This is a genomic window from Pseudogulbenkiania sp. AW2-16 (assembly GCF_056824575.1).
In genome coordinates this window covers 3120775-3146805 of the sequence record NZ_CP157668.1, presented here as the reverse complement: position 1 = coordinate 3146805, position 26031 = coordinate 3120775, and the positions used below count along the sequence as shown (strand labels likewise).

At 65.6% G+C, this 26031-nt stretch carries 22 protein-coding genes and 2 pseudogenes; 14 read left to right on the top strand and 10 right to left on the bottom strand.

All coding sequences use genetic code 11. The features are described 5' to 3' along the window. Positions 1 to 99: 99 nt before the first annotated feature. The 9 genes from ABKF58_RS15370 (at position 100) to ABKF58_RS15330 (ending at position 9099) form a co-directional block, all read left to right on the top strand. Entirely contained in the window at positions 100 to 789 is a 690-nt protein-coding gene (locus ABKF58_RS15370; RefSeq protein ID WP_482581734.1) for an ABC transporter permease, read from the top strand. Continuing rightward, positions 786 to 1499, top strand: a complete 714-nt coding sequence (locus tag ABKF58_RS15365) for an ABC transporter permease (protein ID WP_008955450.1) — start codon at positions 786 to 788, stop codon at positions 1497 to 1499. Before ABKF58_RS15370 ends, ABKF58_RS15365 begins: the two co-directional genes overlap by 4 nt. Before the next feature lie 24 nt (positions 1500 to 1523). Then, positions 1524 to 2291, top strand: a complete 768-nt coding sequence (locus tag ABKF58_RS15360; RefSeq protein WP_482581732.1) for an ABC transporter ATP-binding protein — start codon at positions 1524 to 1526, stop codon at positions 2289 to 2291. Positions 2292 to 2322: 31 nt separating this feature from the next. Further along, positions 2323 to 3294 (top strand): GlxA family transcriptional regulator, encoded by a 972-nt coding sequence (locus ABKF58_RS15355; RefSeq protein ID WP_014087231.1) that lies wholly within the window; start codon positions 2323 to 2325, stop codon positions 3292 to 3294. 123 nt (positions 3295 to 3417) lie between these two features. Beyond that, positions 3418 to 4659 (top strand): aspartate aminotransferase family protein, encoded by a 1242-nt coding sequence (locus ABKF58_RS15350; protein ID WP_482581730.1) that lies wholly within the window; start codon positions 3418 to 3420, stop codon positions 4657 to 4659. 116 nt (positions 4660 to 4775) lie between these two features. Beyond that, positions 4776 to 5819: an arginine N-succinyltransferase gene (locus ABKF58_RS15345; RefSeq protein ID WP_482581728.1), complete on the top strand. Its 1044-nt coding sequence runs from the start codon at positions 4776 to 4778 to the stop codon at positions 5817 to 5819. Continuing rightward, positions 5816 to 6856 carry an arginine N-succinyltransferase gene (gene astA, locus ABKF58_RS15340; protein WP_482581727.1) on the top strand — a complete coding sequence of 347 codons (1041 nt, stop codon included), beginning with the start codon at positions 5816 to 5818 and terminating at the stop codon, positions 6854 to 6856. Before ABKF58_RS15345 ends, astA begins: the two co-directional genes overlap by 4 nt. 57 nt (positions 6857 to 6913) lie before the next feature. After that, complete coding sequence (astD, locus tag ABKF58_RS15335) at positions 6914 to 8377, top strand: succinylglutamate-semialdehyde dehydrogenase (protein WP_482581725.1); 1464 nt, start codon at positions 6914 to 6916, stop codon at positions 8375 to 8377. Positions 8378 to 8751: 374 nt separating this feature from the next. Further along, on the top strand, positions 8752 to 9099 hold the full coding sequence (locus tag ABKF58_RS15330) for a hypothetical protein (RefSeq protein WP_482581723.1): 348 nt from the start codon (positions 8752 to 8754) through the stop codon (positions 9097 to 9099). Positions 9100 to 9482: 383 nt separating this feature from the next. Here the strand turns inward: ABKF58_RS15330 and ABKF58_RS15325 are convergent, their stop codons facing one another. From ABKF58_RS15325 to ABKF58_RS15310, 4 genes and pseudogenes are all read right to left on the bottom strand, one after another. After that, positions 9483 to 10037: a PaaI family thioesterase gene (locus ABKF58_RS15325; protein ID WP_482581722.1), complete on the bottom strand. Its 555-nt coding sequence runs from the start codon at positions 10035 to 10037 to the stop codon at positions 9483 to 9485. Between the two features lie 17 nt (positions 10038 to 10054). Further along, a complete protein-coding gene (locus tag ABKF58_RS15320) occupies positions 10055 to 10369 on the bottom strand; it encodes a hypothetical protein (protein WP_482581720.1) in 315 nt (104 codons plus the stop codon). Positions 10370 to 10620: 251 nt separating this feature from the next. Continuing rightward, entirely contained in the window at positions 10621 to 11034 is a 414-nt protein-coding gene (locus ABKF58_RS15315; protein WP_482584391.1) for a TolC family protein, read from the bottom strand. 97 nt (positions 11035 to 11131) lie between these two features. Continuing rightward, a pseudogene (locus ABKF58_RS15310) lies at positions 11132 to 12112 on the bottom strand (efflux transporter outer membrane subunit); the annotation flags it as partial. A 93-nt stretch (positions 12113 to 12205) separates the two neighbouring features. On the opposite strand from ABKF58_RS15310, the gene ABKF58_RS15305 reads away from it, so the two are divergent. From ABKF58_RS15305 to ABKF58_RS15295, 3 genes are read left to right on the top strand one after another with little or no spacing between them, the layout of a single operon-like run. Continuing rightward, complete coding sequence (locus ABKF58_RS15305; protein ID WP_294867946.1) at positions 12206 to 12823, top strand: TetR/AcrR family transcriptional regulator; 618 nt, start codon at positions 12206 to 12208, stop codon at positions 12821 to 12823. A gap of 52 nt (positions 12824 to 12875) precedes the next feature. Continuing rightward, positions 12876 to 14027 (top strand): efflux RND transporter periplasmic adaptor subunit, encoded by a 1152-nt coding sequence (locus ABKF58_RS15300; RefSeq protein ID WP_482581718.1) that lies wholly within the window; start codon positions 12876 to 12878, stop codon positions 14025 to 14027. Next, positions 14024 to 17125, top strand: a complete 3102-nt coding sequence (locus ABKF58_RS15295) for an efflux RND transporter permease subunit (RefSeq protein ID WP_482581716.1) — start codon at positions 14024 to 14026, stop codon at positions 17123 to 17125. Before ABKF58_RS15300 ends, ABKF58_RS15295 begins: the two co-directional genes overlap by 4 nt. 152 nt (positions 17126 to 17277) lie before the next feature. Here the strand turns inward: ABKF58_RS15295 and ABKF58_RS15290 are convergent, their stop codons facing one another. Together ABKF58_RS15290 and ABKF58_RS15285 are read right to left on the bottom strand one after the other, a co-directional pair. Further along, complete coding sequence (locus tag ABKF58_RS15290; RefSeq protein WP_482581714.1) at positions 17278 to 17847, bottom strand: LysR substrate-binding domain-containing protein; 570 nt, start codon at positions 17845 to 17847, stop codon at positions 17278 to 17280. Positions 17848 to 17908: 61 nt separating this feature from the next. Next, positions 17909 to 18217: pseudogene (locus ABKF58_RS15285) on the bottom strand (LysR family transcriptional regulator); the annotation flags it as partial. Positions 18218 to 18392: 175 nt separating this feature from the next. On the opposite strand from ABKF58_RS15285, the gene ABKF58_RS15280 reads away from it, so the two are divergent. Further along, entirely contained in the window at positions 18393 to 19445 is a 1053-nt protein-coding gene (locus ABKF58_RS15280; RefSeq protein WP_482581712.1) for a 2-oxoadipate dioxygenase/decarboxylase family protein, read from the top strand. 557 nt (positions 19446 to 20002) lie between these two features. Here the strand turns inward: ABKF58_RS15280 and ABKF58_RS15275 are convergent. The 3 genes from ABKF58_RS15275 to htpX form a co-directional block, all read right to left on the bottom strand. Then, positions 20003 to 20317, bottom strand: coding sequence for a hypothetical protein (locus tag ABKF58_RS15275; RefSeq protein WP_008954236.1), 315 nt, complete (start codon positions 20315 to 20317; stop codon positions 20003 to 20005). Positions 20318 to 20453: 136 nt separating this feature from the next. Beyond that, on the bottom strand, positions 20454 to 21443 hold the full coding sequence (locus ABKF58_RS15270) for a TerC family protein (RefSeq protein ID WP_482581710.1): 990 nt from the start codon (positions 21441 to 21443) through the stop codon (positions 20454 to 20456). A gap of 16 nt (positions 21444 to 21459) precedes the next feature. Continuing rightward, a complete protein-coding gene (gene htpX / locus ABKF58_RS15265; RefSeq protein WP_482581708.1) occupies positions 21460 to 22347 on the bottom strand; it encodes a protease HtpX in 888 nt (295 codons plus the stop codon). 105 nt (positions 22348 to 22452) lie between these two features. Here htpX and nhaR point away from each other — a divergent pair, with 105 nt between their 5' ends. Beyond that, positions 22453 to 23355 (top strand): transcriptional activator NhaR, encoded by a 903-nt coding sequence (nhaR, locus tag ABKF58_RS15260; protein ID WP_008954239.1) that lies wholly within the window; start codon positions 22453 to 22455, stop codon positions 23353 to 23355. Positions 23356 to 23407: 52 nt separating this feature from the next. Here nhaR and ABKF58_RS15255 read toward each other — a convergent pair whose 3' ends face one another. Beyond that, on the bottom strand, positions 23408 to 26029 hold the full coding sequence (locus ABKF58_RS15255) for a DUF2339 domain-containing protein (protein WP_482581706.1): 2622 nt from the start codon (positions 26027 to 26029) through the stop codon (positions 23408 to 23410). Between the last annotated feature and the right edge of the window lie 2 nt (positions 26030 to 26031).

Here is a 26031-nt window from a genome sequence, read left to right as displayed (position 1 = left end):
CCGGCGTGCGTCTTTGTGATTGTGAAGCCGAGGCGGGGCCGCCGCCGCGGGGTACACCCGCTTGCCGATGCGCCGCCGGTGCTTCCGAAGGAGAATGCCATGTTTCTGCAAGGCTTTGGCCCGCTGATTTTTGAGGGAACGCTGCAGACCATCAAGCTGGCACTGGTGTCGATGCTGCTCTCCGTCCTGATCGGGCTGGTGGGCGCCTCGGCCAAGCTGTCCAGCCATCGGCCGTTGCGATACCTCGCCACCGCCTACACCACGCTGATCCGCAGTGTGCCCGACCTGGTGATCATGCTGCTGCTGTTCTACAGCCTGCAAATCCTGCTCAACCAGCTCACCGACTGGGCCGGCATCGAGCAGATCGACATCGACCCCTTCCTCGCCGGGGCGGTGACGCTGGGCTTCATCTACGGCGCCTATTTCACCGAAACCTTCCGCGGCGCCTTCCAGGCCGTGCCGCGCGGCCAGCTCGAGGCCGCCACCGCCTACGGCATGAAGCCGTGGCTGGTATTCCGCCGCGTGCTGTTTCCGCAGATGATGCGCTTCGCGCTGCCGGGCATCGGCAACAACTGGCAGGTGATGATCAAGGCCACCGCCCTGGTGTCCATCATCGGCCTGGCCGACATCGTCAAGGCGACCCAGGACGCGGGCAAGAGTTCGATGCAGCTGTTTTTCTTCAGCATCGTGGGCGGGCTGATCTACCTCGCCATCACCACGCTGTCGAACGGGGTGTTGTTGTGGTTGGAGCGCCGTTATTCGGTCGGCGTCAGAAAGGCTGAGCTATGAACGAGATTCTGCAGCAATACTGGCAGGCCTATTTGTGGAGCGACGGCTACCACCTGTCCGGTGTCGCCATGACCCTGTGGCTGCTGGTGGCGTCGATCGGTATCGGCTTCGTGCTGGCGGTGCCGCTGGCGGTGGCGCGCGTGTCGCCCAATCCGCTGATCCGCGGCCCGGTGTGGTTCTACACCTACGTGTTCCGCGGCACGCCGCTCTACATCCAGCTCCTGGTGTTCTACACCGGCATCTACAGCATCGAGTCGGTGCGCGCCCAGCCCTTGCTCGACGCCTTCTTCCGCGAGGGCATCAACTGCACGCTGCTGGCGTTCGCGCTCAACACCTGCGCCTACACCGTGGAAATCTTCGCCGGCGCGATCCGCGCCACGCCGTACGGCGAGATCGAGGCGGCGCGCGCCTACGGCATGTCGAGCTTCACGCTGTACCGCCGCGTCATCCTGCCCTCGGCGCTGCGCCGCGCGCTGCCGTACTACAGCAATGAGGTGATCCTGATGCTGCATTCCACCACGCTGGCGTTCACCGCCACGGTGCCGGACATCCTCAAGGTGGCGCGCGACGTCAACTCCGCCACCTACGCCTCGTTCGAGGCCTTCGGCATCGCCGGCGCGCTGTACGCCGTGATCGTGTTCGCGCTGGTCTGGCTGTTCCGCCGCGGCGAGCAGCGCTGGCTCGCCTTCCTCAAGCCGCAGGCGCATTGATTCGCCGTATTGGGAGAGATTGAAATGTACAAACTGACCGTGGACGACCTGCACAAGAAGTACGGCAACCACGAAGTGCTCAAGGGTGTGTCGCTCAAGGCCAAGGCCGGCGACGTGATCAGCATCATCGGCTCTTCGGGCTCGGGCAAGAGCACCTTCCTGCGCTGCATCAACTTCCTCGAGCAGCCCTGCGCCGGCGCCATCACGCTCAACGGCGAGGCGATCCGCACCGCGCCGGACAAGACCGGGGCGCTGCGCGTGAGCGACGCCGTGCAGCTGCAGCAGATGCGCACCCGGCTCGCCATGGTGTTCCAGCACTTCAACCTGTGGGGCCACATGACGGTGCTGGAGAACATCATCGAGGCGCCGATGCACGTGCTCGGGGTGAGCCGCGCCGAGGCCGAGGCGCGCGCGCGCAAGTACCTGGCCAAGGTCGGGCTGCCGGAGAGCGTAGAGGGCAAGTACCCGTCGCACATGTCGGGCGGGCAGCAGCAGCGCGTGGCGATCGCGCGCGCGCTGGCGATGGAGCCGGAGGTGATGCTGTTCGACGAGCCGACCTCGGCGCTCGACCCCGAGCTGGTGGGCGAGGTGCTGAAGGTGATGCAGACGTTGGCCGAAGAAGGCCGCACCATGCTGGTGGTGACGCACGAGATGGGCTTCGCGCGCGAGGTGTCCAACCACGTGATCTTCCTGCACCAGGGCCGGGTGGAGGAGGAAGGGCACCCGCGCGAGGTGCTCAACCAGCCCAAGAGCGAGCGCCTCCAGCAGTTCCTCGCTGGCAGCCTGAAATGACCGCGGCGTCCCTGTTGCGGCAGGACGGCTGATGGATACGCCACGCCAGTTGGCGGTGCTGCTGCTGCCGCCCTGTTCGATGTTCGGCATCGGCTGCCTGAACGAGCCGTTTGCCCAGGCCAACCGCCTGTCCGGCAAGAAGCTCTACCAGCTCAGTTTTTACACCTGGGACGGCGAGCCGTTGCCGCTCTCCGGCGGCATGGCGTTCCCGGTGGCGGGCGCGCTGCGCGAGGCGGCGCCGTTCGAGCAGCTGTTCGTGCTGAGCGAGGGCGTCGCCTCGTTCGCCGACTCGGGCCTCTTCACCAGCGAACTGGCGCGCCTGGCGCCGCGCCTGGCGCTGTTGGGCGGCGTGCACGCCGGCGCCTGGTGGCTGGCCAGCGCCGGCGTGCTGGACGGTTACCGCGCCACCATCCACTGGCAGGACTACCCGCGCTTCGCCGACCGCTTTCCCAAGGTGGTGGCGAGCCAGCGCGTGTTCGAACTCGATCGCGACCGCTTCAGCTGCGGCGGCGCGCTGGCCGTGCTGGATGGCGCCCTGGCGCTGATCGGGCGCGATCATGGCGCCGAGCTGGTGGAATCCGTCGCTGCGGCGCTGTGCGCCGAACGCGTACGCGGCAGCGAGGAGAAGCAGCGCGTGCCGCTGCTGGCGCGTGTCGGCGAGCGCCAGCCCAAGCTCACCGAGGCGGTGATGCTGATGGAAGCCAATATCGAAGAGCCGCTCACCACCGACGAGATCGCCCAGTTCACCGGGCAATCGCGCCGCCAGCTCGAGCGGATGTTCAAGCAGCACCTCGACGTGCCGCCGTCGCGCTACTACCTGCAACTGCGCCTGGAGCGGGCGCGCGCCATGCTGCGCAACACCGGCAAGTCGGTGGTACAGATCGGCCTGTTGTGCGGCTTCTCGTCCGGGCCGCACTTTTCCACCGTGTATCGTTCCCATTTCGGCATCGCCCCGCGCGAAGAACGCTTCGCCAACGAGTCGAAACCGGCCGATGCCGAATGAGCCGCCCGGACATGGGGTCCCGGGCTGGTGGAAACCGGAATGGACCTGTCGTTTTTCTGGAAGGTAAATAAAAAAAGCGTCATTAGAATGAATCCCATCTCAACGCCTGCCAAGGAGGACAGAATGACCGCTCAAGTCAACCGCCACACCTTCGATGAAGTCATGGTTCCCAACTACGCCCCGGCCGCCTTCATCCCGGTATCCGGCAAGGGCTCGCGCCTGTGGGACCAGGGCGGTAACGAATACATCGACTTCGCCAGCGGCATCGCGGTGACCAGCCTCGGCCACCTGCACCCGGAACTCACCGCCGTGCTGCACGAGCAGGTCGACCGCCTGTGGCACCTCTCCAATACCTTCACCAACGAGCCGGCGCTGCGCCTGGCGCGCCGCCTGACCGAAACCACCTTCGCCGAGAAGGTGTTCTTCAGCAACTCCGGCGCCGAGGCCAACGAAGCCGCGCTGAAGCTGGCGCGCCGTTACTCATTCGACCACTTCGGCGGCGACAAGACCGGTATCGTGTCGTGCAAGCAGGCCTTCCACGGCCGCACCCTGTTCACCGTGTCGGTCGGCGGCCAGCCCAAGTACACCGAAGGCTTCGCCCCGCTGCCGGGCAACCTGAACCACATCGAATTCAACAACCTGGCCGCCGCTGAAGCCGCGATCAATGACGGCACCTGCGCCGTGATCGTCGAGCCGGTGCAAGGCGAGGGCGGCGTGCTGCCGGCCACCCCGGAATACCTGAAGAAGCTGCGCGAGCTGTGCGACAAGCACAACGCACTGCTGATTTTCGACGAAGTGCAGATCGGCGTCGGCCGCTCCGGCTCGCTGTTCGCCTACATGGAATACGGCGTGACCCCGGACATCCTGACCAGCGCCAAGGCACTGGGTAACGGCATGCCGATCGGCGCCATGTTGACCACCAGCAAGATTGCCGCCTCGTTCGTGGTCGGCACCCACGGCTCCACCTACGGCGGCAACCCGCTGGCCTGCACCGTGGCCGACAAGGTGATCGAGATCATCAACACCCCGGAGGTGCTGGACGGCGTCAAGCGCCGCCATCAGCTGCTGGTGGACGGCCTCAAGCGCATCGGCGCCAAGCATCATGCCTTCAAGGATGTACGCGGCATGGGTCTGCTGGTCGGCGCCGAACTGGTCGACGAACTCGCCGGTAAGGCCAAGGACTTCCTCACCGCAGCGGCACGCCACGGCCTGGTACTCTTGGTAGCCGGCCCCAACATCGTGCGCATCGCACCGTCGCTGGTGATCCCGGAGGCCGATCTGGAAGAAGGCTTGAAGCGTCTGGAAGCCGTGACTGCCGAGATCATGGAGAAGGCGAAGGCAGCCAAAGAGGCCCAGCCGGCTTAAGCGCCACAACTCGTAGGATGGGTGAAGGCAAATATGCCGGAACCCATCAGCATCGACCGATGGGTTCCGCGTTGCTCCACCCATCCTACGAACAGAAACCATTGGAAGGGACTGACATGCTGTTTGTTCGACCGAGCAAGCTTTCCGATCTGGACCAGATCGAGCGCATGGCGCGATCGGGCGGGCCGGTGCTGCACTCGCTGCCGCCCGACCGCCAGCGCCTGCAACAGCGCGTGAACGACTCGCTCAATTCGCTGCGCAGCGAGGTCGAGTGCCCCGGCGAAGAGAGCTACCTGTTCGTGCTGGAAGACTCCGACAGCGGCCGGCTCTACGGCACCGCCGGCATCATGGCGATGGCCGGCTTTTCCGAGCCGTTCTACGCCTTCCGTAACGAAGTACTGGTGCACGCCTCGCGCGAGCTCAAGGTGAACCACCGCGTGCACGCGCTGATGATGTCGCACGAGCTGACCGGCCGCACCCGGCTCACCGGCTTCTACTTCGACGAAGCCGCTCTCGGCAACGCGCTGCTGGCGCCGCAGCTGTTGTCACGCTCGCGCATGCTGTTCATCGCCGAGCACCGCGAACGTTTCAGCAACGAGATCTTCTCGGTGCTACCCGGCGTGGCCGACGAAGAGGGCCGCTCGCCGTTCTGGGACGGCGTCGGCTACAAGTTCTTCCGCCGCGACTTCACCCAGATGGAACTGGCCTCCGGCGGGCGCAGCCGCACCTTCATCGCCGAAATGATGCAGGTCGACCCGCTCTACGTACCGCTGCTGTCGGAAGAGGCGCAGCGCGTGATGGGCGAGCCACACGTCGGCGCGCGCCTCAACTACCGCTGCCACCTGGCCGAAGGCCTGGAGCCGGACAAGTTTGTCGACCTGTTCGACGCCGGCCCGGTGCTGACCGCGCCGCTGGAAGTGTGCCAGTCGGTGCGCCACAGCCGGGTGCACAGCGCGCTGCGCGGCGAGGCGAGTGGCCCGACCGTGCCTTACCTGGTGAGCAATACCCAAACCGGCGATTTCCGCTGCACCGTCGCCGAGCTGCCGGCGCGGCTGGAGAGCGAGATCGTCCTGCCGCAAGAAGTGGCCGACGTGCTGGAGATCGCCGACGGCGACGAAGTGCGTTGCGCGCCGCTGCACGTTGAAGGAGCCCGCCCATGATCGTGATGAGACTGTGCCGACCGGACGATGTCGACGCCCTGGTGGAACTTGCGCACAAGGCCGGCCCCGGCATGACCACGCTGAAGCCCGACCACGCCGTGCAGGCGTCGCGCCTCGACCGCGTGCAGAGCACCGTCGACGGCACCGCGCCGCTGGCGGAGCAGGGTTATCTGTTCGTGCTGGAAGACAGCGATAGCGGCCAGGTGGTGGGCGTGTGCGGCCTCGAGGTCGCGGTCGGCCTCGACCAGCCGTTCTACACCTACCGCATGGACAGTTTCGTGCACGCCAGCCGCGAACTGGGGCTGTGGACCAAGATGGACAAGCTGCACATGTCGCACGGCCTGACGGGCTACTCCGAGCTGTGCACGCTGTTCCTCGACCCGGATTTCCGCGTCAACGGCAACGGCGCGCTGCTGTCCAAGGCGCGCTTCATGTTCCTGGCGCAGTTCCCGGAACGCTTCGCCGAACACATCTGCGCCGAAATGCGCGGCCACTTCGACGAGAACGGCGAATCGCCGTTCTGGAAGGCCCTCGGCACGCACTTCTACCGCATCGACTTCCACGAAGCCGACCACCTGGTGGCGCTGGGCAAGAAGTCCTTCCTCGCCGAGCTGATGCCGCGCTACCCGGTGTACATCGACTTCCTGCCGCCCGAGGCGCAGGCCTGCATCGGCAAGGTGCACAAGGACACCGAGCCGGCGCGCCGCCTGCTGGAGGCCGAAGGCCTGCGTCTGGAGCACCACGTCGACATCTTCGAAGGTGGCCCGGTGCTGGAAGCCCGCGTTGACAGCCTGCGCGTGATGCGCGACAGCCAGCTGTACCGCGTCGAGATCGTGGCCGAACGCGCCGCCGCCGGCGAGCAGCGCTACCTGGTGGCCAACGGCGAACTGGCCGATTTCCGCGTGATCCTGGCTTCGGCCAACCCTGCGGACAGTGTGATCGCCCTGAGTGCCGAGCACGCCCAGGCCCTGCACGTGAAGAGCGGCGACACCGTACGCGCCATGACGCTCTATCCCGCTGCCAAGGCAGCTAGCTGATAACCGATTGCCGCCGGCAGCGCGCCGCTGCCGGCCCACCACATGGAAAGACATGACATGAGCCAACTGTTCATCGACGGCAACTGGACCGCCGGCCACGGCCCGGTCTTCGTTTCGCTCAACCCGGCTACCGGTCTGCCGGTCTGGGAAGGCCGCGCCGCCGCGGCCGAGGACATCGACGCCGCCTTCATCGCCGTGCGTCGCGCCTTCGCCGGCTGGCGCCACACCGCGCTGGGCGAACGCCTGGCCTTGGTACGCCGCTTCGCCGAGGTGCTGGGCGAGCACAAGGAAGAGCTGGCCCGCACCATTGGCCTGGAAACCGGCAAGCCGCTGTGGGAATCGCGCCAGGAAGTGGCGGCGATGATCGGCAAAATCGAGATCTCGATCCGTTCCTACAACGAGCGTACCGGCGAACACCGCGCCGACCTCGCTGGCGACAGCTCCGTGTTGCGCCATCGCCCGCATGGTGTGGTGGCGGTGTACGGTCCGTATAACTTCCCCGGCCACCTGCCGAACGGCCACATCGTGCCGGCGCTGATCGCCGGCAACACCGTGCTGTTCAAGCCGTCCGAGCTGACCCCGCTGGTGGCCGAGCTGACCGTCAAATTATGGGAAAAAGCCGGCGTGCCGGCCGGCGTGATCAACCTGCTGCAGGGCGAGCGCGACACCGGCATTGCGCTGGCCCAGCACGCCGACCTCGACGGCCTGTTGTTCACCGGCAGCTCCGCCACCGGCGTGGCGCTGCACCGCCAGTTCGCCGGCCGTCCCGGCTTCATGCTGGCGCTGGAGATGGGCGGCAACAACCCGCTGCTGGTGGCCGAGTGCGCCGACCTCGACGCCGCCGTGCACCACGCCATCCAGTCCGCCTTCCTCTCCGCCGGCCAGCGCTGCACCTGCGCGCGCCGCATGCTGGTGCCGGTGGGCGAATTCGGCGACCGCTTCGTGGCCCGCCTGGCCGAGGTGGCCGGCAAGCTCACCATCGGCGCCTTCGACGCCGAGCCGCAGCCGTTCATGGGGGCGATGGTGTCGCTCAAGGCCGCGCAGGGCATGCTCGCCGCGCAGCAACGCCTGATCGCGCTGGGCGCCAAGCCAATCCTGGAAATGTGTCAGCTGGAAGAGGGCAAGGCCTTCGTCACCCCGGCCATTCTCGACGTCACCGCCGTGACCGAGCTGCCGGACGAGGAATACTTCGGCCCGCTCACGCAGATCATCCGCTACCGCGACCTCGATCTGGCGCTGGAGATCGCCAACGACACCGAATACGGCCTGTCGGCGGCGCTGCTGGCCGACGATGCCGCGCTGTGGGAACGCTTCAGCCAGGACATCCGCGCCGGCGTGGTGAACTGGAACAAGCCGACCAACGGCGCCTCGTCCGCCGCGCCGTTCGGCGGTGTCGGCAACTCCGGCAACCATCGCCCGGGGGCCTACTACGCCGCCGATTACTGCGCCTACCCGATGGCCTCGGTGGAAGCGCCGGCGCTGGCGCTGCCGAGCCAGCTCGCGCCGGGGATGTCGTTGTAAGCCTCTCGATAAGGCGGCTGCGCCTTGGCATCTTGAGTACTCGCAGGCTGAGCAAAGGCACACCTGCCTGAACCCATCAATAGCGGATGAGGGGTTCCGCATTGCTCCACCCATCCTGCGCCTGCGAGGCGGCTCGGCCTGCCATGGCCCGCTCGCTTTCCGGAGGAACTCCCGATTTTGTCTGTGGAAGTCGTCAGTGTTGGCAGTCCGGTGCAAACCGGGCTGCTTTTTTTGGGGGCCGTGCCATCCTGCGTACGGGTCGCCCCATGGCGTCCGCTGGCAGTGTCTATAGTGGATGAGGGCGGCCGCAGGGACATGCAGGCCGGGGTTCAAGGCGGCGTGCCGCTGTTTTTTGACAAGGGGGAGGGACTGTCATGCCCAACACGACGGAACCCGGATTACTCCACCTGCTGTATCTCTATTTCATTCCCTACTGGCTGTTCCGTGACGTCTCGCAGGGCGACCACATGCTGCGCGAGCAGAACTATCGCTTCAACCGCCAGCAACGCAAATACCTGCCGGGCTATCTGATCAAGTGGGCGATCCTGTGCGCGCTGCTGTTGGCCAGCCATCACCTGGCCAAGACCCTGGCGGAGGTGGTGCCGGACTGGTACGAGGTCTTCCGCGCCTGGGCGCTGTTTTCCGGCATCAGCTTTTCGGTCGGCTTTGCCCTGATGGCCAACATCGTGGTGCTGTGGGGTTATCTGACCTTTATGCACTGATGGTCTCATGCCGTAGTCGGCGGGGGCGGTGCTGCGGAATGGCACGCACTGGCGGGCCAGGCTGCAGCAACACCGATCAATTCGGTGCATCCAATGGCTCACTTGATTGCCACCGATGCAAATCGACCCTCAAGAGACATTCATGCTTCCGGCTGACGGCCGGCCCCTTCCTGTTGTAGAGATGACATCCACATTGCCCGATGCGCCAAGCCGGGAACCCTGACTACGGCATGAGACCATCAGTGCATAAAGGTCAGATAACCCCACAGCACCACGATGTTGGCCATCAGGGCAAAGCCGACCGAAAAGCTGATGCCGGAAAACAGCGCCTGCACCGCGATGAGCGAGGTACGAGCCGGACCGAAGCCTTTCGTGCCGATCTTCTATGAAGCCTGGTCAAAGACCAGGCAAGTAGTGCTCGCGTGGGCGTAGAGCTTGCCGTCCGGTCCGACCAGCCGGCCTTCCGCGGTCGCCACCTGGCGGCCGCCGTGGACCAACCGGCCTTCCGCGCGTACCAGCGGCACCGCGTCGGTGAGTGCGCGGACGAGGTTGAGCTTCAGTTCCAGGGTGGTGTAGGCCTTGCCCGCCGGCAGCGTGGAATGCACGGCGCATCCCATGGCGGTGTCGAGCATGGTTGCGAACCAGCCGCCGTGCACGGTGCCCATCGGGTTGTAGTAGCTGAAGCTGGGCTCTCCCTGGAATACCGCAAATCCGGGCTCGATGCGAAGCAGGATGAAATCGAGCGTCGCAGCCATCGGCGGGGGCGGAATCTCCCCGGCGAGGAGCGCCTGGAATATCTGCAATCCGCTGCGCCCGGCGAGCTGGGCAGGGGAGCCCACGCCGGGAGTCGCCTGGAGGCGGGCGCGCACGGCCGCCTCCTCGGCCCGCCAGCGGGCAAGCGTTTCTTCGGGATTCATCGCGTCGGTTGGCGCTGTCATGGGGTCGACTCCTCTCCCTAGCTTCCTAGAATCGAGCGGCGCGCGCGCTCGTGCGGGTCGATTTTCGGCGGCGACCCCACCTCGAGTGCGGGTCGAGACGCGACGCTGGTCACGGGCGACGGGACGATTCGCTGACGCGCGAGCTCATGCGGATCCGTCGGCGCCAGCGCCCCGGTTCCCGTCGTGGCGCGGACGGCTGCCGAATGCTGTGTCACGTTCAGTATCGACTGCCGCGCCTGCTCGTGAGGATCCAGCGGGCGGCCGGGATCAGCCAGCGCGGTGTGGGCGGAAATGACGAGGGCGATGCCGGACAATGCCAAAAGCGATTTCATGATGAGTCTCCTGTTCGGGTGAGGCAGTAGACGGGCGGTACCGTTGGCACCTGGCACCGCTCGGCCGGAAATGCGTGTGTATCCACATAAAGCGAGAAAAACACCACTAACCGTTTGCCATAGAACATCTCCTGTTAAACAGTCGTCCGAAATTGTCCGGACCCAGCGCCAGCCCGGTCCCCAAACCAATGCGCCACGGCTCGATGCACCCATGATGAGCACCTATGAATTATCTGTTATGGTCATCTTGCTTACCTGCGGTCGTTGGTGGAAAGGTTGCTGGAGAGGCGGTTGCTGCTTGCATGCTGCGCATCCCATCCGCCCCCCAAAGCCCGGAAGGAGGCAATAGCGGCGCGCGCCGCCTCCGTTTCTGCCTGTGCCTTCGCGTCGCGCGCCTCCAGCAGCTTGCCATCGGCATCGAGCACCTCGATCAGGCTGACGACGCCGCCCTTGTAGGCGGCAAGCGAGTTCTCGCGCGCACGGGCGAGCGAGGATTCGCCCCGCGTCAGGATGCCGACCTGAGCCTCGCGTTTGACGAGGGCTTCGATGGCGTTCTCGACATCCTCGGTTGCCCGCAACACGGCCAGCCGGTAGGCCGCCAGGGCTTCGGCCTCCTGGCCACGCGCGGCGGCGATCTGCGCGTCGACGCGGCCGAAGTCGAACAGGCGCCAGCGCAGTCCGAGAACGCCCTGGGCACTGGCTGGCGGCCCCGGTGAAGAGGTTGCCGCTCGCTATCGCGGTGGCGCTGCCCAGCAGGGCGGCAAGCGAGAACTTGGGGTAGTACTCCGAGACCGCCACGCCGATGCGCGCATTGGCCGCAGCCAGGCGCCGCTCGGCGGCGATGAGGTCAGGCCTGCGCCGAATCAACTCGGCCGGGGTGCCGGTCTCGGCCAGACCCGGAACGACCGGGACCGGCGCCACTGGGGCCAGTTCTGTACGATAGGTTCCCGGCTGAGCTCCGAGCAGCACGTCCAGTGCGTTCATCGCCGAATCGAGGCCGGCTTCCAGGACGGGAATCTGCGCCTCGGCCTGGGTGAGCGAACCCTCGGCCTGGTTCATCTGGAGCTCGGCGGCGACCCCCTTTCCGTACTGGAGCCTGACCATGGCGAATAACTGACGGCGGGTTTCCACTTGCTGCCTGGCGATCGCGATGCGCGCCTGCAAGCCCCGGATCGTGACGTACACATCCGCCGTCTGCGCGGCCACGGCCAGCCGTGTCGCCACCGCGCCGGCTTCGGATGCCTCGTACGCCGCGTGTGCCGCCTCCCGCCCTCGCCGCAGACCGCCGAACATGTCGATCTCCCAACTCGCACCGAGGTTGGCCTCGTAGGAGCTGCCGCTGCGATCGAAGCCGGGCGTGGCGTTGAGCACCTGCCCCAGCGGGGTCTCGACCGACTGGTAGCCTCGCGCTGCGGTTATACTCACGTTGGCCGCCGGAAGCAGCGCCGCATCGGCGTAGCGCAATGTCGCACGCGACTGGGCGACACGTGCCGCCGCTTGCGCGATGTCCAGGTTCTGGTCGAGGGCCAGCGCGACGAAGTGCGTCAGCAGCGGATCGTCGAAGGCGGCCCACCAGATCGTGAGGTCTGCCTTGTGCTGAACCTGCCGGTGATCGACGCCTTCCTGTCCGATGAAGGTGGGCGACAGGGCGATCTCGGGCCGTCTGTAGTCGGGGCCGACGGCGCAGCCCGTCAAGACGCCGACGCTCAGAAGAAGGGCGAGAGAACGGGGATGGGCGAGCATGGGAGTCCTTCGGGGAGTTGAACTGTTTGTGTGACTATAGTCTAAATTGGTCACAAGTTGTCAAGATTTAGCATACGAGGTATTGTTTTCCCCATGAATGAAATCGAGTCTTCCGCCCCGCAGACGCGTGGCCCCGCCGACCATAGCGTTCGAGAACAGATCGTGGAGGCGGCCGGAGAACACTTCAGCCACTACGGCTACGAGAAGACCACGGTCTCCGACCTGGCCAAGGCGATCGGCTTTTCCAAGGCCTATATATACAAGTTCTTCGACTCCAAGCAGGCCATCGGCGAGGCCATCTGTTCCAAGACCTTGAGTGCCATCGTCGTGGCGGTCGAAGAAGCCGTGGCGGGCGCATCCACGCCGACGGAAAAATTCCGCAGAATGTTCAAGGTCTTGGTGGCTACCGGTGTGAGCCTGTTCTTCAACGACCGCAAGTTGTACGACATCGCCGCATACTCCGCCGGCGAGGGGTGGCCGTCTGCCCGCGCCTACTGCGAGCGCATCCGGCAGATCCTGACGGAGATCGTCCGCGAAGGGCGGGAGAGCGGCGAGTTCGAACGCAAGACACCGCTGGACGAGACGGTGCATGCGATCTATCTCGTCATGCTGCCCTTCGCGAATCCGCTCCTGCTCCAGCACAACCTCGACCTCGTCGAGGACGCGCCTACACGGCTTTCGAACCTGGTGCTGCGTAGCCTGGCGCCTTAGGCGCTCCATGAGCATAAAGTGACTATTGACAAAAATGGTCACAAGTTAGAGTATGAAGACCTTCGTGTTCCCGGAGGTCGTCATGCTTCAGTGCCGTACTATTCCCTTCCTCGCCGTCGTCGGTCTGTTGCCCTTTGCTCTGGCAGCGTGCAGCGACGCCACTTCTGCAAATGATCCGCGGACCCGGATTCCCGTCGTACGGGTGGGGGCGGTAGAGGCCGCCGTCCAGGCCGAGCGCTCATTCACCGGCATTGTTGCGGCGCGGGTGCAGAGTGACCTGGGTTTCCGCGTTCCCGGCAAGGTCCTGGAGCGCCTGGTCGATACCGGGCAGGCCGTCAAGCGTGGCCAGCCGCTGATGCGCATCGACCCCACCGACTTGAAGCTCGCCACGCGCGCCCACGACGAGGCGGTTGCCGCCGCCACGGCGCGCGCGCGCCAGACCGCGGAGGACGAGGCGAGGTACCGCGACCTCGTCTCGGCGGGTGCGGTGTCGGCCTCTGCCTACGACAAGATCAAGACCGCCGCCCAGTCGGCAAGGGCGGAGCTCAATGCGGCCCAGGCCCAGGCCGACGTGGCGCGCAACGAAACCAGCTACACGGTCCTGCTTGCCGACGCGGACGGCGTGGTGGTGGAGACCCTGGCGGAGCCGGGCCAGGTCGTCAGTGCCGGGCAGGTTGTCGTTCGTGTGGCGCATGCCGGGCGCCGCGAAGCAGTCATCGAGCTCCCCGAAGCCCTGCGTCCGGCGGTCGGATCCGTGGCGCGCGCGGCCTTGTATGGCAGCGGGCTCACGGGCGCGGCGAAACTGCGCCAGTTGTCGGATGCCGCCAACCGTGAAACGCGCACCTTCGAGGCGCGCTACGTGCTGGAGGACCGCTTGGCGGACGCGCCACTGGGCTCGACCGTCTCCATCCACATCCCGCACGACCGCTCCGCGCTGGCACTGCGGGTACCCATCGGCGCGATCGTCGATCCGGGCAAAGGCCCCGGTGTATGGCTGGTCGAAGGGAAGGCGCCTCGGGTCACCTGGCGCGCCGTGCAGGTAACCGGCCTCAGTGACGAAGCCACCGCGGTCGTCGGTGGCCTCGCGTCAGGCGATCGCGTCGTCGTGCTCGGAGCCCATCTGCTGCACGAAGGCGAGCAGGTACGGCTGGCTGACGGCAAAGCCGCGCAAAGCGTGGCGGCGGCCAGCGGGGAGGGGAAATGAGCGCCTTCAACCTCTCCGCCCTCGCGGTACGCGAGCGCTCGGTCACCCTGTTCCTGATGCTGGCCATCTTCATCGCCGGCGTCGTCGCTTTCCTGACCCTGGGCCGGGCGGAGGACCCCGCCTTTACCGTCAAGCAGATGACCGTGGTCACCGCCTGGCCCGGCGCCACGGCAAAGGAGATGGAAGAACTGGTCGCCGAGCCCCTGGAAAAGCGCATGCAGGAACTGCGCTGGTATGACCGGACCGAGACCTTTACGCGACCGGGCTTGGCCTTCACCACGGTGTTCCTGCTCGACAGCACGCCGCCCGCCGAGGTCCCCGAGCAGTTCTATCAGGCCCGCAAGAAACTCGGCGACGAGGCCGGCAAGCTGCCGCGTGGCGCCGTCGGCCCGATGGTGAACGACGAGTACGCCGACGTGACCTTTGCACTCTATGCCTTGAAAGCGAAGGGTGAGGCCCATCGGCACCTGGTGCGCGACGCGGAGACCCTGCGCCAGCGCCTGCTTCACGTGGCGGGCGTCAAGAAGGTGAACATCATCGGCGAACAGGCCGAACGGATCTTCGTCGAGTTCTCCCATGACCGCCTCGCGACCCTGGGCGTCTCCCCACGCGACATCTTCGCAGCGCTGAACGGGCGCAACGTCATGACGCCCGCCGGCTCGATCGAAGCCAAGGGCCCACAGGTCTTCATCCGGCTGGACGGCGCCATCGACGATCTGGAGGCGATCCGGAATACGCCCGTCGCGGCGCGGGGCCGTACGCTGAAGCTCGGCGACATCGCCGAGGTGAAGCGGGGCTACGAGGATCCGGCCACCTTCCTCATCCGCAACAACGGCGAACCGGCCTTGCTGCTCGGCGTGGTCATGCGCGAGGGTTGGAACGGCCTCGATCTCGGCCGCGCACTGGAGACGGAAGCGGCGGCGATCAACGCCGAGATGCCGCTCGGCATGAGCCTCACCAAGGTCACGGACCAGTCGGTCAATATCCACTCGGCCGTCGACGAGTTCATGCTCAAGTTCTTCGTCGCCCTCGGCGTGGTGATGCTGGTGGGTTTCCTCAGCATGGGATGGCGCGCCGGCATCGTGGTCTCGGCAGCAGTTCCCCTGACCCTGGCCGCGGTCTTCGTCATCATGGCGGCCACCGGCAAGAACTTCGACCGGATCACGCTGGGCTCCCTGATCCTCGCCCTGGGGCTCCTGGTCGACGACGCGATCATCGCCATCGAGATGATGGTGGTGAAGATGGAGGAGGGCTACGACCGCATCCGCGCGGCGGCCTATGCGTGGAGCCATACCGCCGCGCCCATGCTTTCCGGAACCCTGGTGACGGCGATCGGCTTCATGCCGAACGGCTTCGCCAAGTCGACCGCCGGCGAGTACGCCGGCAACATGTTCTGGATCGTCGGCATTGCGCTGATCACGTCGTGGATCGTCGCCGTCGTGTTCACGCCCTACCTGGGGGTGAAGCTGCTCCCGAACTTCAAGCAGCACGAGGGCGGGAACGGGGCGATCTACGCTACCCCGCACTACGAGCGCTTCCGCCGCCTTCTTGGATCGGTGATCCGGCGCAAATGGCTGGTTGCGGCGGGCGTGGTCAGCACCTTGTTCGTCGCGGTCCTGGGCATGGGCGTGGTCAACAAGCAATTCTTTCCGACTTCCGATCGGCCCGAGGTGCTGGTCGAAGTCCAGATGCCGTATGGCACCTCGATCCAGCAGACGAGTGCGGTGACCGCCAAGGTCGAGGCCTGGCTGGCCGGGCAGCCGGAAGCGAAGATCGTGACGGCCTACGTCGGACAGGGGGCGCCGCGCTTCTACCTCGCCATGGCGCCGGAGTTGCCCGATCCTTCGTTCGCGAAGATCGTCGTCCTGACGGACAACCAGGCGGCGCGTGAGGCGCTCAAGCTCAGGCTGCGGCAGGCGGTGGCCGACGGTCTGGCACCGGAGGCGCGCGTGCGGGTGGCCCAGTTGGTGTTCGGCCCGTACTCTCCCTTCCCCGTGGCCTTCCGCGTGATGGGGCCCGATCCCGACAAGCTGCGTGACATCGCGGCGCAGGTGCGTGCCGTGATGCAGGCCTCTTCCCAGATGCGTACGGTCAATACCGACTGGGGCGAGCGCGTGCCCACGCTGCGTTTCTCGCTCGATCAGGACCGGCTCCAGAGCCTTGGCCTGAGCTCCAGCGACGTGGCCCAGCAGCTTCAGTTCCTGTTGAGCGGCATCCCGATTACTGAGGTGCGCGAGGACATCCGTTCGGTACAGGTCGTGGCCCGTTCAGCCGGCAACACGCGGCTCAATCCGGGCAAGATCGCCGATTTCACCCTGGTCGGAGCGGCCGGCCAGCGGATTCCGCTGTCGCAGATCGGAACGGTGGGCGTCCACATGGAAGACCCGATACTGCGCCGCCGCGACCGCACGCCGACGATCACCGTGCGCGGAGACATTGCCGAGGGCTTGCAGCCGCCGGACGTGTCCACCGCCGTATGGAAGGATCTTCAGCCCGTCATCGCCAAGCTCCCGGCCGGCTACCGGATCGAGCAGGGCGGTTCCATCGAGGAATCCGGCAAGGCGAACCGCGCCATGGCGCCGATCTTCCCCATCATGATCGCCCTGACGCTGATCACGATCATCTTCCAGGTCCGGTCGATCTCTGCGATGACGATGGTGTTCGCCACCGCGCCGCTGGGCCTCATCGGGGTCGTGCCCACCCTGCTGTTGTTCCGGCAGCCGTTCGGCATCAACGCGCTGGTCGGTCTGATTGCGCTGTCCGGAATCCTGATGCGCAACACGCTGATATTGATAGGACAGATTCGTGAAAACGAACAGGCCGGACTCGATCCATTCCGTGCGGTTATCGAAGCCACCGTGCAGCGCGCCCGCCCGGTCATCCTGACCGCACTCGCCGCCATCCTGGCGTTCATCCCGCTGACCCATTCGGTGTTCTGGGGGACGCTCGCCTACACCTTGATCGGCGGCACCTTCGCCGGGACGGTTCTGACCCTGGTGTTCTTGCCGGCCTTGTACTCGATCTGGTTCAAGATCAGGCCGGCGGCAGCGGAGGGGCAAGCCGTTCCTGCGATGCGAACGGAACCTGCCGCAGACTAGCAGAAGGAATCGGCGCGCCGGCCCCGCAGCGGTTGCCGGCGTGCCACCACTACATTTCACTTCATAAGCTCAGGCGGAAGCCAGCTACGCGAGATCAATCGCCTCATCGGCTTCTGGGGTTATCCGGTCTGTTGTCGATCGGATATTTTCACTCAAATCGACCAGCACGCCGGCACCGCGCCCGATTGGCTAGCCGCTGGTTCCATACCCTCCCGCCCGGCCTGCTCCAGCAGCCACTCGCGAAACACGCGCACCTTGTAGAGATCGGCCTTGGTCGCCGGATGCACCAAGTAATAGGCATGCTGGCTGCGGACGGGCTTGTCGAGCGCCAGCACCAGCCGTCCGCTCTGCAGCTCTTCCTCCACCAGGAAGTGCGGCAGCACCGCAATGCCGAGCCCCGCTACGGCGGCCTGGATCACCATGAAGAAGTGCTCGAAGCGCGGTCCGCTCAACAACCCCGCTTCATTTCCCGTCAAGCCTTCGATGCCGGCCGCGTGCAGCCAGTCGTTCCAGGCCTGCGGCCGCGTGGTGTGCTGCAGCAGCGTGTAGTCGAGGATCTCGCGCACGTCGTCGAGGTGCGGTCGCCCGCCCAGCAGGGCCGGCGCGCACACCGGCACGATGTCTTCGCCCATCAACCGGTGGCAGATCGCGCCCGGCCACAGCGCCGGGCCGAAGTGGATCGCCACGTCGGCCTCCACCTTGTCGAAATCGAACGGCCGCACCTGGGTCACCGAGGTTGAGCTGGATGTCCGGGTAGCGCGCCGCGAAGTCGCCCAGCCGCGGCACCAGCCAGCGCGAGCCGAAGGTGGGCAACATGGCGATGGTAAGCATGCCGCCTTCGCCGCTATAGGCCATCAGTTGCAGCGTGGCGGCCTCGGCGCGGTCCAGCACGTCCTGCACCGCGGCGGCGTAGGCTTCGCCGGCCACGGTCAGCACCAGGCGCTGCTTGACGCGCTCGAACAGCGGCCGGCCGATGAAGTCTTCCAGCGCGCGGATCTGGCGGCTCACGGCGCTTTGCGTCAGGTTCAGCTCTTCGGCGGCGCGGGTAAAGCTCAGGTGACGGACGGCGGCCTCGAAACATTGCAGGGCCATCAGCGAGGGCAGGGTTCGACGCATGGTAGTTGATGAGTTTTCAGAATGAAGTCAGCAGAATACATCGCTTGAGCCAAGCCGTAAAAAAATCGAGACTTTGCTTATCGTGCGGCAGCGACAGCGGGGTGGGCCCGCTGCCTCGAACTGCCCGAAACAGAATAAGAGGCATTCCGTAATGGCACACGTCAACGCGAACGTAGAAACCAGCCAACTGTGGCAGCTGCTCGAAGCCGTCGCCGGCCAGGCCAGCACGCGCGGCCTGTTCAATATGATCGAGGTCGACGACACCCTGCTCACGGCCGCGGTGCGCCCCGCCACCGTGCCGCGCGTGGTGCTGGCCCAGGCCATGAACATGCTGCTGTTCGCCAAGAACCTGGAAGCCGTGCCGGAAGGCAAGACCTACGTCACCGCCAAGTTGGCCGAAGGCGGCAAGGTGGTGTTCGACCACGGCGCACTGCGCACCGTCACCGCCGCCGACACCGGCGCTCTGCCGATGGGCGAGCAGGCGTTCAAGCGCTTTCTCGAGCCGCTGGGCTTCGCCGTGGCCGGCGTCTACCCGCTGCCGCGCCTGAAGATGACCGGTCGCGCCTACTGCCACCAGGACGCGCCGGAAGTGGTGGCCCAGTTCTTCGTCTCCGAACTGCACGCCGACCAGTTCTCGCCGGCCTTCCAGGCGGCGGCGAACGAAGTACTGGGCAGTTCGCGCGACCCGCTCTCCGAGCGCGCCAAGGAACTGCTGACGAAGCTCGCCGTCACCTGCGCGCTGCCGTTTGCCGAGGCGGTCGAACTGCTGCCGGAGCTGGTGGGCTGTTTCGACGTGCAGCACGCCACCCCGCGCCTCGCCGCCTACCAGACACTGCTGGAAGAATCGGCCGAGATGGCGTGGATCGCCACCGAGGGCAATGCCTTCAATCACGCCACCGACCATGTCGAAGACGTGTTCGCCGTGGCTGACGCGCTGCGCGCACAGGGCCTGCCGATCAAGGACAAGGTCGAGGTTTCCGCCGCCGGTTCGGTGCGCCAGACCGCGTTCAAGGCCACCCGCGTCGAGCGCGAATTCATCGCCGCCGACGGCACGCGCGTGACGCGCGTGGTGCCGGGCTCGTTCTACGAATTCATCACGCGCGACCGCATCGTCGACCCGGCCAGCGGCGAGAGCAAGCTCGACCTGCGCTTCGACAGCTCCAACGCGCAGGGCATTTTCAAAATGACGGCCGCCGCCTGCTGAAAACCTGCTGCATCAGGCGGCGACGCCTTGGCATCTTGGGCACGTGCAGTGCTGGCGCCAGCTGTCCTGCACGCGCAAGGTGCCGCGAAGAACTTCCCTGGACCGGAAGTCCGTACGGCCCGCGCTTCGGCGCGGGTCCTTTTTTCGGGCTGATGAAAGAAATCGTCGCAAGAGGTCCTCAGCGGGGTAAAGAGCAGCGCAGGAACTGGAATGTACACAAAGCACAGAGGATTCCTGATCGTTGAGCGAATCTCCGCATGCCCATCTTTGATCGGCTCGGCGATAGATCCACACGCAGTACACATGAACCCCAATCAGGGGCGCGCAGCCGATTTATTCACACGCTCTCAGACGACCACCCACACCCAGAGCTACGCCATGCCCCCGTCTGACCGCCAGCACGTCCAGCACATCGCTGGCCACATCGGCGAATTCCGCGCGCTGCCGAACACCCTGGACTCGGCCCCCTGATCTCGTAACATGCTTGCCAAAGCAAAACGGAGGGAGCCTGATGGCGACCCTCCGTTATCGATTCAGAAAAACTGCGGAGACAGGCGTCAGCGCTGGGTAGCCGACTCCGTTTCGGTTTCGGTTTCCGTCTCGGTCTTGAGGTTGGTCTTCTCATTCTCCTGGCCATTGACGCTCATGCGTTGCTGAGCACGAACCAAGCCACGGGTGGACGTCGACATGAACTGGGCGTTGGAATTGCTCACGGCACTGTCACTCATGTGATCAGCGGAGACGCCGCCAGCATTATTGCCCGAGTGATCCCCGGAATGGCCGCCGGAGTGGCCATTTGCCGCCAAGGCTGCTTGGGCAGTCGAGAGCGTCAACGCTACGCACAGCGACATCAGAGTAGTCTTGGTATTCATACAAACCTCCTTATTCGGAATGGCTGGCATTGTGTTGCCAGGGTCTTTTGTGACCCGGGCATGTCTTCAAGGTTCCCCTGCGCTGCCACCCCCTTGACGGCTGACGGCCCCTTGCGAAGCCGTCAGCGGCACCAGCTTAGACGCTCGGGGTCGCGTCGTTGCGGGTTTTGTAGAGCGAGAACAGCACCCCGGAGAGCAACAGCCCGAACGTCACCAGCAGCGACAAGCCGGTCGGAATCTTCACGCTGGTCAGCCCGATATCGTGCAGATAGACCAGCCCCACCTTGCTGCCGATGAAGACCAGCACCAGCGACAGCGCGTACTTCAGGTAGTGGAAGCGATGCACCATCGCCGCCAGCGCGAAGTACAGGGCACGCAGACCCAGCACCGCGAAGATGTTCGAGGTATAGACGATGAACGGGTCCTGGGTGATGGCGAAGATCGCCGGGATGCTGTCCACCGCAAACACCACGTCGGCCGATTCCACCATGATCAACGCCAGCAGCAACGGCGTCGCCCACCAGCCGCGCGCCAGGCCGTGACGTTCGCCACGCACCCAGAAATGCTGTTCGTGCAACGTCGGGGTCAGGCGCATGTGGCCCTTCAGCCAGCGATACATGCGGTTCTTTTCCAAGGACGGATGCTCGTCATCGGCGAACAGCATCTTGACCCCGGTCGCCACCAGGAACAGGCCGAACAGCACCAGCATCCACTGGAACTCGGCCACCAGCGCCGCCCCCAGGCCAATCATCACCGCGCGCAGCACGATCACGCCCAGGATGCCCCAGAACAACACGCGGTGCTGGTAGATGCGCGGCACGGCAAGGCTGGTGAAGATCAGCGACATCACGAAGATGTTGTCCATCGACAGCGATTTCTCGATCACATAGCCGGTGAAGTACTGCATGCCGGCGTCCGCGCCCTTGTACCACCAGATCCAGCCGCCGAAGGCCAGCCCCATGGCGATGTAGAAGGCCGACAGCTTCAGGCTCTCCTTCACGCCGATCTCGTGCTGGTCCTTGTGCAGTACGCCCAGGTCGAAGACCAGCAGCACCACCACCAGCGTCATGAACATCAGCCATACCCACAGCGGGTAGCCGATGACGGAGATGAAAATCCAATCCATGAACATTCCTTGGTTGTTACGAACGGGCCTGCAGCGCGCTCACGCGTTCTTCGATGCTGGGGTGACTGGCGAACAGTGCCATCAGCCCACCCTTGCCGCCGGCGATACCCGACGCCGCCATGCCTTGCGGTAGGCCGCCGGCATCCATGCCCCCCAGGCGATACAAGGCCGCGATCATCGGCTGGCGCGAGCCCATCAGCTGGGCCGCACCGGCGTCGGCGCGGAATTCGCGCTGGCGCGAGAAGTACATGACGATGGCCGAGGCCAGGATACCGAACACGATCTCGCAGGCGATCACGGTCACCATGTAGCCGATGCCGGGGCCGGACGACGCCTCCTCCTCGTCGTTGCGGCGCAGGAAGCTGTCGACCAAGTAGCCCACCACGCGGGCCAGGAAGAACACGAAGGTGTTCACCACGCCCTGGATCAGCGTCAGGGTGACCATGTCACCGTTCTTGATGTGGGCGATTTCGTGCGCCAACACCGCCTCGACCTCCTCCTCCCTCATCGAGGCGAGCAGGCCAGTCGAAACCGCCACCAGCGAATTCGATTTGCTGGCGCCGGTGGCGAAGGCATTGGGCTCGCCTTCATACACTGCCACTTCCGGCATCGGCAGGCCGGCGCGCGTGGCCAGTTTCTGCACGGTATCCACCAGCCAGCGCTCGGTGGGGTGGGACGGGTTGTCGATGACGCGGGCGCCGGTGCTCCACTTGGCGATGGTCTTCGACATCAGGAGCGAAATGAAGGAGCCGCCAAAGCCCATCAGCGCGGAGAACGCCAGCAGCATGCCGAGGTTCAGGCCGTTGGCGGTAAGAAAGCGGTTAACGCCCAGAAGCTGTGCCGCGACGCTGAGCACCAGCATCACGGCAAGGTTGGTCACAATGAGCAGCAGAACTCGTTTCATGATGGTTATCCGGGGGTTGTTGAATTGTGCTGACAGCATAGCCCCTGACATTCAAAGATAAAATCGAATAAAATCACATAAACACTACGGTTTATTCGAACAATTATGAAAGAAATCCTCAACTACAAGCACCTGCATTACTTCTGGGCCGTGGCGCGCGAGGGCGGAGTGAACCGGGCGGCGGAACGGCTCGGCATGAGCGCGCAAACCGTCAGCGGCCAGGTTTCGAAGCTGGAGCACGCCCTCGGCAAGGCTCTGTTCACCCAGCAGGGGCGCAACCTGGTGCTGACCGAGGCGGGGCGCGTGGCTCTGCAATTCGCCGATCAGATCTTCATGCTGGGAGAGTCGCTGCAAGAAACGCTGGAGGACGACACTTTGGGGTCGACGGTACGGCTCGCGGCCGGCATCACCGACGTGCTGCCCAAAACCGTGTCCTACCGCCTGCTGGAACCGGTGCTGGGCGGCGAGCAGCGGGTACGGCTGGTCTGTACCGAAGGGGCGTTCGACGAATTGCTCGCCGAACTGGCACTGCATCGGCTGGACGTGGTGCTGGCCGATCGACCGGTGCCCGCCGGTGGCCAGCAGCCCTTCGTGTCCACCCTGATGGCGCGCTGCCCGGTGATGATCTTCGGCACCGCCAAGCTGTGTAGCCAGTACCGCGAGGACTTCCCGCACAGCCTGTCACGCGCGCCGATGCTGCTGCCGACGCGCGACAACGTGCTGCGCAGCCAGCTCGAACAATGGTTCGAAGAGCAAAACATCAAGGTCGACATCGTCGGCGAATTCGAGGACGGCGCCTTGCTCAAGACCTTTGGCCGGCAGGGCGTCGGGCTGTTTCCTGCGCCGTCGTTCCAGGTCGACGACATCACGCGCCAGTTCGAGGTTGAGGTGGTGGGGGAGGTGACGGGTGTGTACGAGCATTACTACGCCATCGCCAATCGCCGCAAGCTGCAGCACAGCGCCGTCGAGACCCTGATGCGCTCGGCGACGGAACCACACGAACGCTAATCGCCGCCGACCGGTACACCGGCCAGTCCGCCATGTGCGCGGTAGGCGCTGCTCATCCTTCTTTCGGCGGGGGAACCGGGGCGAAGTAGCTGGCCGCCAAGACCAGCAGGGCCACGCCGATCAACGACCCGGTCCACAGCAAGGTGCCGGCGCCCGCCAGATCGACGAACAGGAGTTTGGCCCCCACGACCGCCAGTAACGCAAATCCCGCCTGCCACAGGCGCCGCACGCCGATGCCGGCGGCGCGGATCATGGCGGCGATGGCGGTCAGCGTCCACAGCAGGGTCAACATCGCCTGCAACAAGGTGGAATGCCACAGGGCATCGACCCGGAAGGGGATGCCACCCCAGTGATGGGCAATGCGCGCGGCCAGGCAGCTGATCCAGGCAAACGCCAGGATGCCGACCCGGTTGGCATGCGGCAACGGTGTGTCTGGCCAGGGGGCTTCTTCGAAGCCGCGCAGCCAACGGTAAAGCGTCGCCAGCACGGCTAGTTGCACCAGGTCGAAGGGGTTGAGGAGCGGCACGTAGGGCAGGCCGGAACCGCCGCCGTCATGCGCCAATCCCGACCACAGCAGCCACGCGCCCAGCCATGCCGCTGGCAGTAGGGCGCCGGGGCCGCGATAGGTGAGTGGTGCGGCCGAGACCGGCGGCAAAGCACGGCGGGAACCCTCCACCGCCAGCCACAGCCCGCCCAGCGGCCCGACCGCCAGGGCCAGCACCGGCCAGAGGGTGACCCCAGGTGCCAGACGGAAGCCCAGCCAGGCCAGTTCGCCGGATATCAGCAGCATGCCCAGCCAGAAGCCGCCCACGTGGCGCACGGCCGGCCACATCACCACCCCGTCCGCCTGCTGCCTCGCCAGCAGCCAGTAATACCCGACCAGCGACAGCGGCAAGGCCAGCACCATCAGGCCCGCCAGCATGTGCTGACCGTGCAACCAGGCCGACCCCGCCGCGAGCCACAGCACCGGCAGCAACAGCAACGAGAGATGGCGGAGCGCGCTCCAGGCCAAGCGCCGCCCCAGAACTTCCAGCGCGATCAGTGACAAGGCGATATAGGTCAGGGTTGCCGGAATGCTTTGCAGCAGTGGCAAGTGGCGCTCGCTCTCGCTCCAGCCGGCGAGACCCCACCAGGCAAAGGCCCAGAGCAGCGCCGGTATCGCTACGCGCTCGTCGACGCGCCGCAGCAGGCGGGCACTGGCAAAACCGGTGCCGGCCAGCAGGACCATGCCGAGGAAGATATCGTTGATCACCGGCAGGCCCGTCAGCATCTGCGGCAACCCATACAGGAAATACGCAGCAGCGGCCACTTGCAGCCCGGCGCCACAGGCCATCGCCAGCTTTCGCCGCTGCACGACGCCGAACCACAATACCGCCACGCCTTCCACCGCCCAGAAGGCGGCCGTCACTTGGGCGCCAAAGGCCAGCGGCGCCACCAGGGTGCCGAAGGCGACGCCCAACCCCAGCTGGCAGCGTTCCAAGAGGCGAAGAGCCTCGTCGCGGCGGCGAAAGAGCAGCACCCACAACGCCAGGTAATAGAGCGCGGCCACCAGCGCGGCCCAGGCCAGCTCGTAGCGGTCAGCAGCCAGCTGCGACTGCAGCGCGAAGCCGACCAGCGGCGTGCCGAAGACCAGCGTGCTGTCGCTCCATCCGGCCCAGCCCGGGGCGCGAAACAGCGCCATCAGCACGGGCGTCGCCGAGTAGAGCCCCCAGAAGAACAGCAGGAACGCCTGGCTCACGCCATGATAGTCGGCGCGGTAATGCTCGACGGCCCAGGCCATGCCGACGCCGATCGTCATCAAAAAGCCGGTGATATTGAGTAGCCGCCAGTTCTTGAACCAGGAGACGCCGACGATGAAGGTGTTGAGCAAAACGAAATAGGCAAACAGCGGGGCCGGATCGCTGCTGCCGGTCGCGGCCAGGACCGGGGCGGCAAAGGCACCGGCCAGCCCGAACGCCGCCAGCACCACCCCATCCTGGGCCACCGCCAGCAACACGCAGACGACCCCCAGCAAGGCGAACAGCAGGAAGGCGGGCGAGGCGCCGAACAGGGCGTAGCGCACGTGCATGAAATAGACGATCAGGTAAAGGATGGCAAAACCGCCGCCCTGCAAGGCGATGCCGAAGTGGGTGCGCACGCCCTGGTGCACGCGGTTCCAGCCAAAGGCGACCATCGCGCCACCGGCGACGGTGCCCAGCAAGAGGCGCAACGGCACCGGTAGCAGCCCGTAATCGGCGGCTAGGCGCAAGGCCGAGGCGACGCCAAAAAACAGCAGCACGACGCCGATCTTGGCGAGCAGGTTGCCGGCCAGCAGGCGCTGCCAGAGCGGCACGGTCGTTTTCGCCGTCGCCTCGGTTTCGGCGGGCACGGCGGCTGGCGTGGCCGCGGCGGGTTCGACCACTGGCTCTGGAGGCGTCGCCGCTTCTTCATCATCGAGCGCTGGCGCGGTTTCTTCTGCCGTCTCTAGCAGCGGGGTGGATGCCCGGGGTGGCTCGGCGTCGACGTCCTGGCCTTTCAGTGCCGCCAGCTCCTGCCGCATCTGCTCGGCCTCGCGCTGCAGCCAGAGCACCTGCTCTTCGAGCGATCGCAGGCGTTGCTCGACCCCGCTACGCCTGCCGAGTCGGGACAAGAAGACGAGTGCAGCAAGAAACAGCAGAAGCCCGAGCCATCCCATGG

What these genes read in the sequence shown, in the direction of transcription:
- astD (WP_482581725.1), top strand. Translation starts at nt 6,914, where the DNA reads ATGAGCCAACTGTTCATCGACGGCAACTGGACCGCCGGCCACGGCCCG.
- ABKF58_RS15305 (WP_294867946.1), top strand. Translation starts at nt 12,206, where the DNA reads ATGAATGAAATCGAGTCTTCCGCCCCGCAGACGCGTGGCCCCGCCGAC.
- ABKF58_RS15320 (WP_482581720.1), bottom strand. Translation starts at nt 10,369, where the DNA reads ATGAAATCGCTTTTGGCATTGTCCGGCATCGCCCTCGTCATTTCCGCC.
- ABKF58_RS15280 (WP_482581712.1), top strand. Translation starts at nt 18,393, where the DNA reads ATGGCACACGTCAACGCGAACGTAGAAACCAGCCAACTGTGGCAGCTG.
- ABKF58_RS15350 (WP_482581730.1), top strand. Translation starts at nt 3,418, where the DNA reads ATGACCGCTCAAGTCAACCGCCACACCTTCGATGAAGTCATGGTTCCC.
- ABKF58_RS15255 (WP_482581706.1), bottom strand. Translation starts at nt 26,029, where the DNA reads ATGGGATGGCTCGGGCTTCTGCTGTTTCTTGCTGCACTCGTCTTCTTG.
- ABKF58_RS15360 (WP_482581732.1), top strand. Translation starts at nt 1,524, where the DNA reads ATGTACAAACTGACCGTGGACGACCTGCACAAGAAGTACGGCAACCAC.
- ABKF58_RS15370 (WP_482581734.1), top strand. Translation starts at nt 100, where the DNA reads ATGTTTCTGCAAGGCTTTGGCCCGCTGATTTTTGAGGGAACGCTGCAG.
- ABKF58_RS15270 (WP_482581710.1), bottom strand. Translation starts at nt 21,443, where the DNA reads ATGGATTGGATTTTCATCTCCGTCATCGGCTACCCGCTGTGGGTATGG.
- ABKF58_RS15295 (WP_482581716.1), top strand. Translation starts at nt 14,024, where the DNA reads ATGAGCGCCTTCAACCTCTCCGCCCTCGCGGTACGCGAGCGCTCGGTC.
- astA (WP_482581727.1), top strand. Translation starts at nt 5,816, where the DNA reads ATGATCGTGATGAGACTGTGCCGACCGGACGATGTCGACGCCCTGGTG.
- ABKF58_RS15355 (WP_014087231.1), top strand. Translation starts at nt 2,323, where the DNA reads ATGGATACGCCACGCCAGTTGGCGGTGCTGCTGCTGCCGCCCTGTTCG.
- ABKF58_RS15325 (WP_482581722.1), bottom strand. Translation starts at nt 10,037, where the DNA reads ATGACAGCGCCAACCGACGCGATGAATCCCGAAGAAACGCTTGCCCGC.
- ABKF58_RS15345 (WP_482581728.1), top strand. Translation starts at nt 4,776, where the DNA reads ATGCTGTTTGTTCGACCGAGCAAGCTTTCCGATCTGGACCAGATCGAG.
- ABKF58_RS15275 (WP_008954236.1), bottom strand. Translation starts at nt 20,317, where the DNA reads ATGAATACCAAGACTACTCTGATGTCGCTGTGCGTAGCGTTGACGCTC.
- nhaR (WP_008954239.1), top strand. Translation starts at nt 22,453, where the DNA reads ATGAAAGAAATCCTCAACTACAAGCACCTGCATTACTTCTGGGCCGTG.
- ABKF58_RS15300 (WP_482581718.1), top strand. Translation starts at nt 12,876, where the DNA reads ATGAAGACCTTCGTGTTCCCGGAGGTCGTCATGCTTCAGTGCCGTACT.
- ABKF58_RS15365 (WP_008955450.1), top strand. Translation starts at nt 786, where the DNA reads ATGAACGAGATTCTGCAGCAATACTGGCAGGCCTATTTGTGGAGCGAC.
- ABKF58_RS15330 (WP_482581723.1), top strand. Translation starts at nt 8,752, where the DNA reads ATGCCCAACACGACGGAACCCGGATTACTCCACCTGCTGTATCTCTAT.
- htpX (WP_482581708.1), bottom strand. Translation starts at nt 22,347, where the DNA reads ATGAAACGAGTTCTGCTGCTCATTGTGACCAACCTTGCCGTGATGCTG.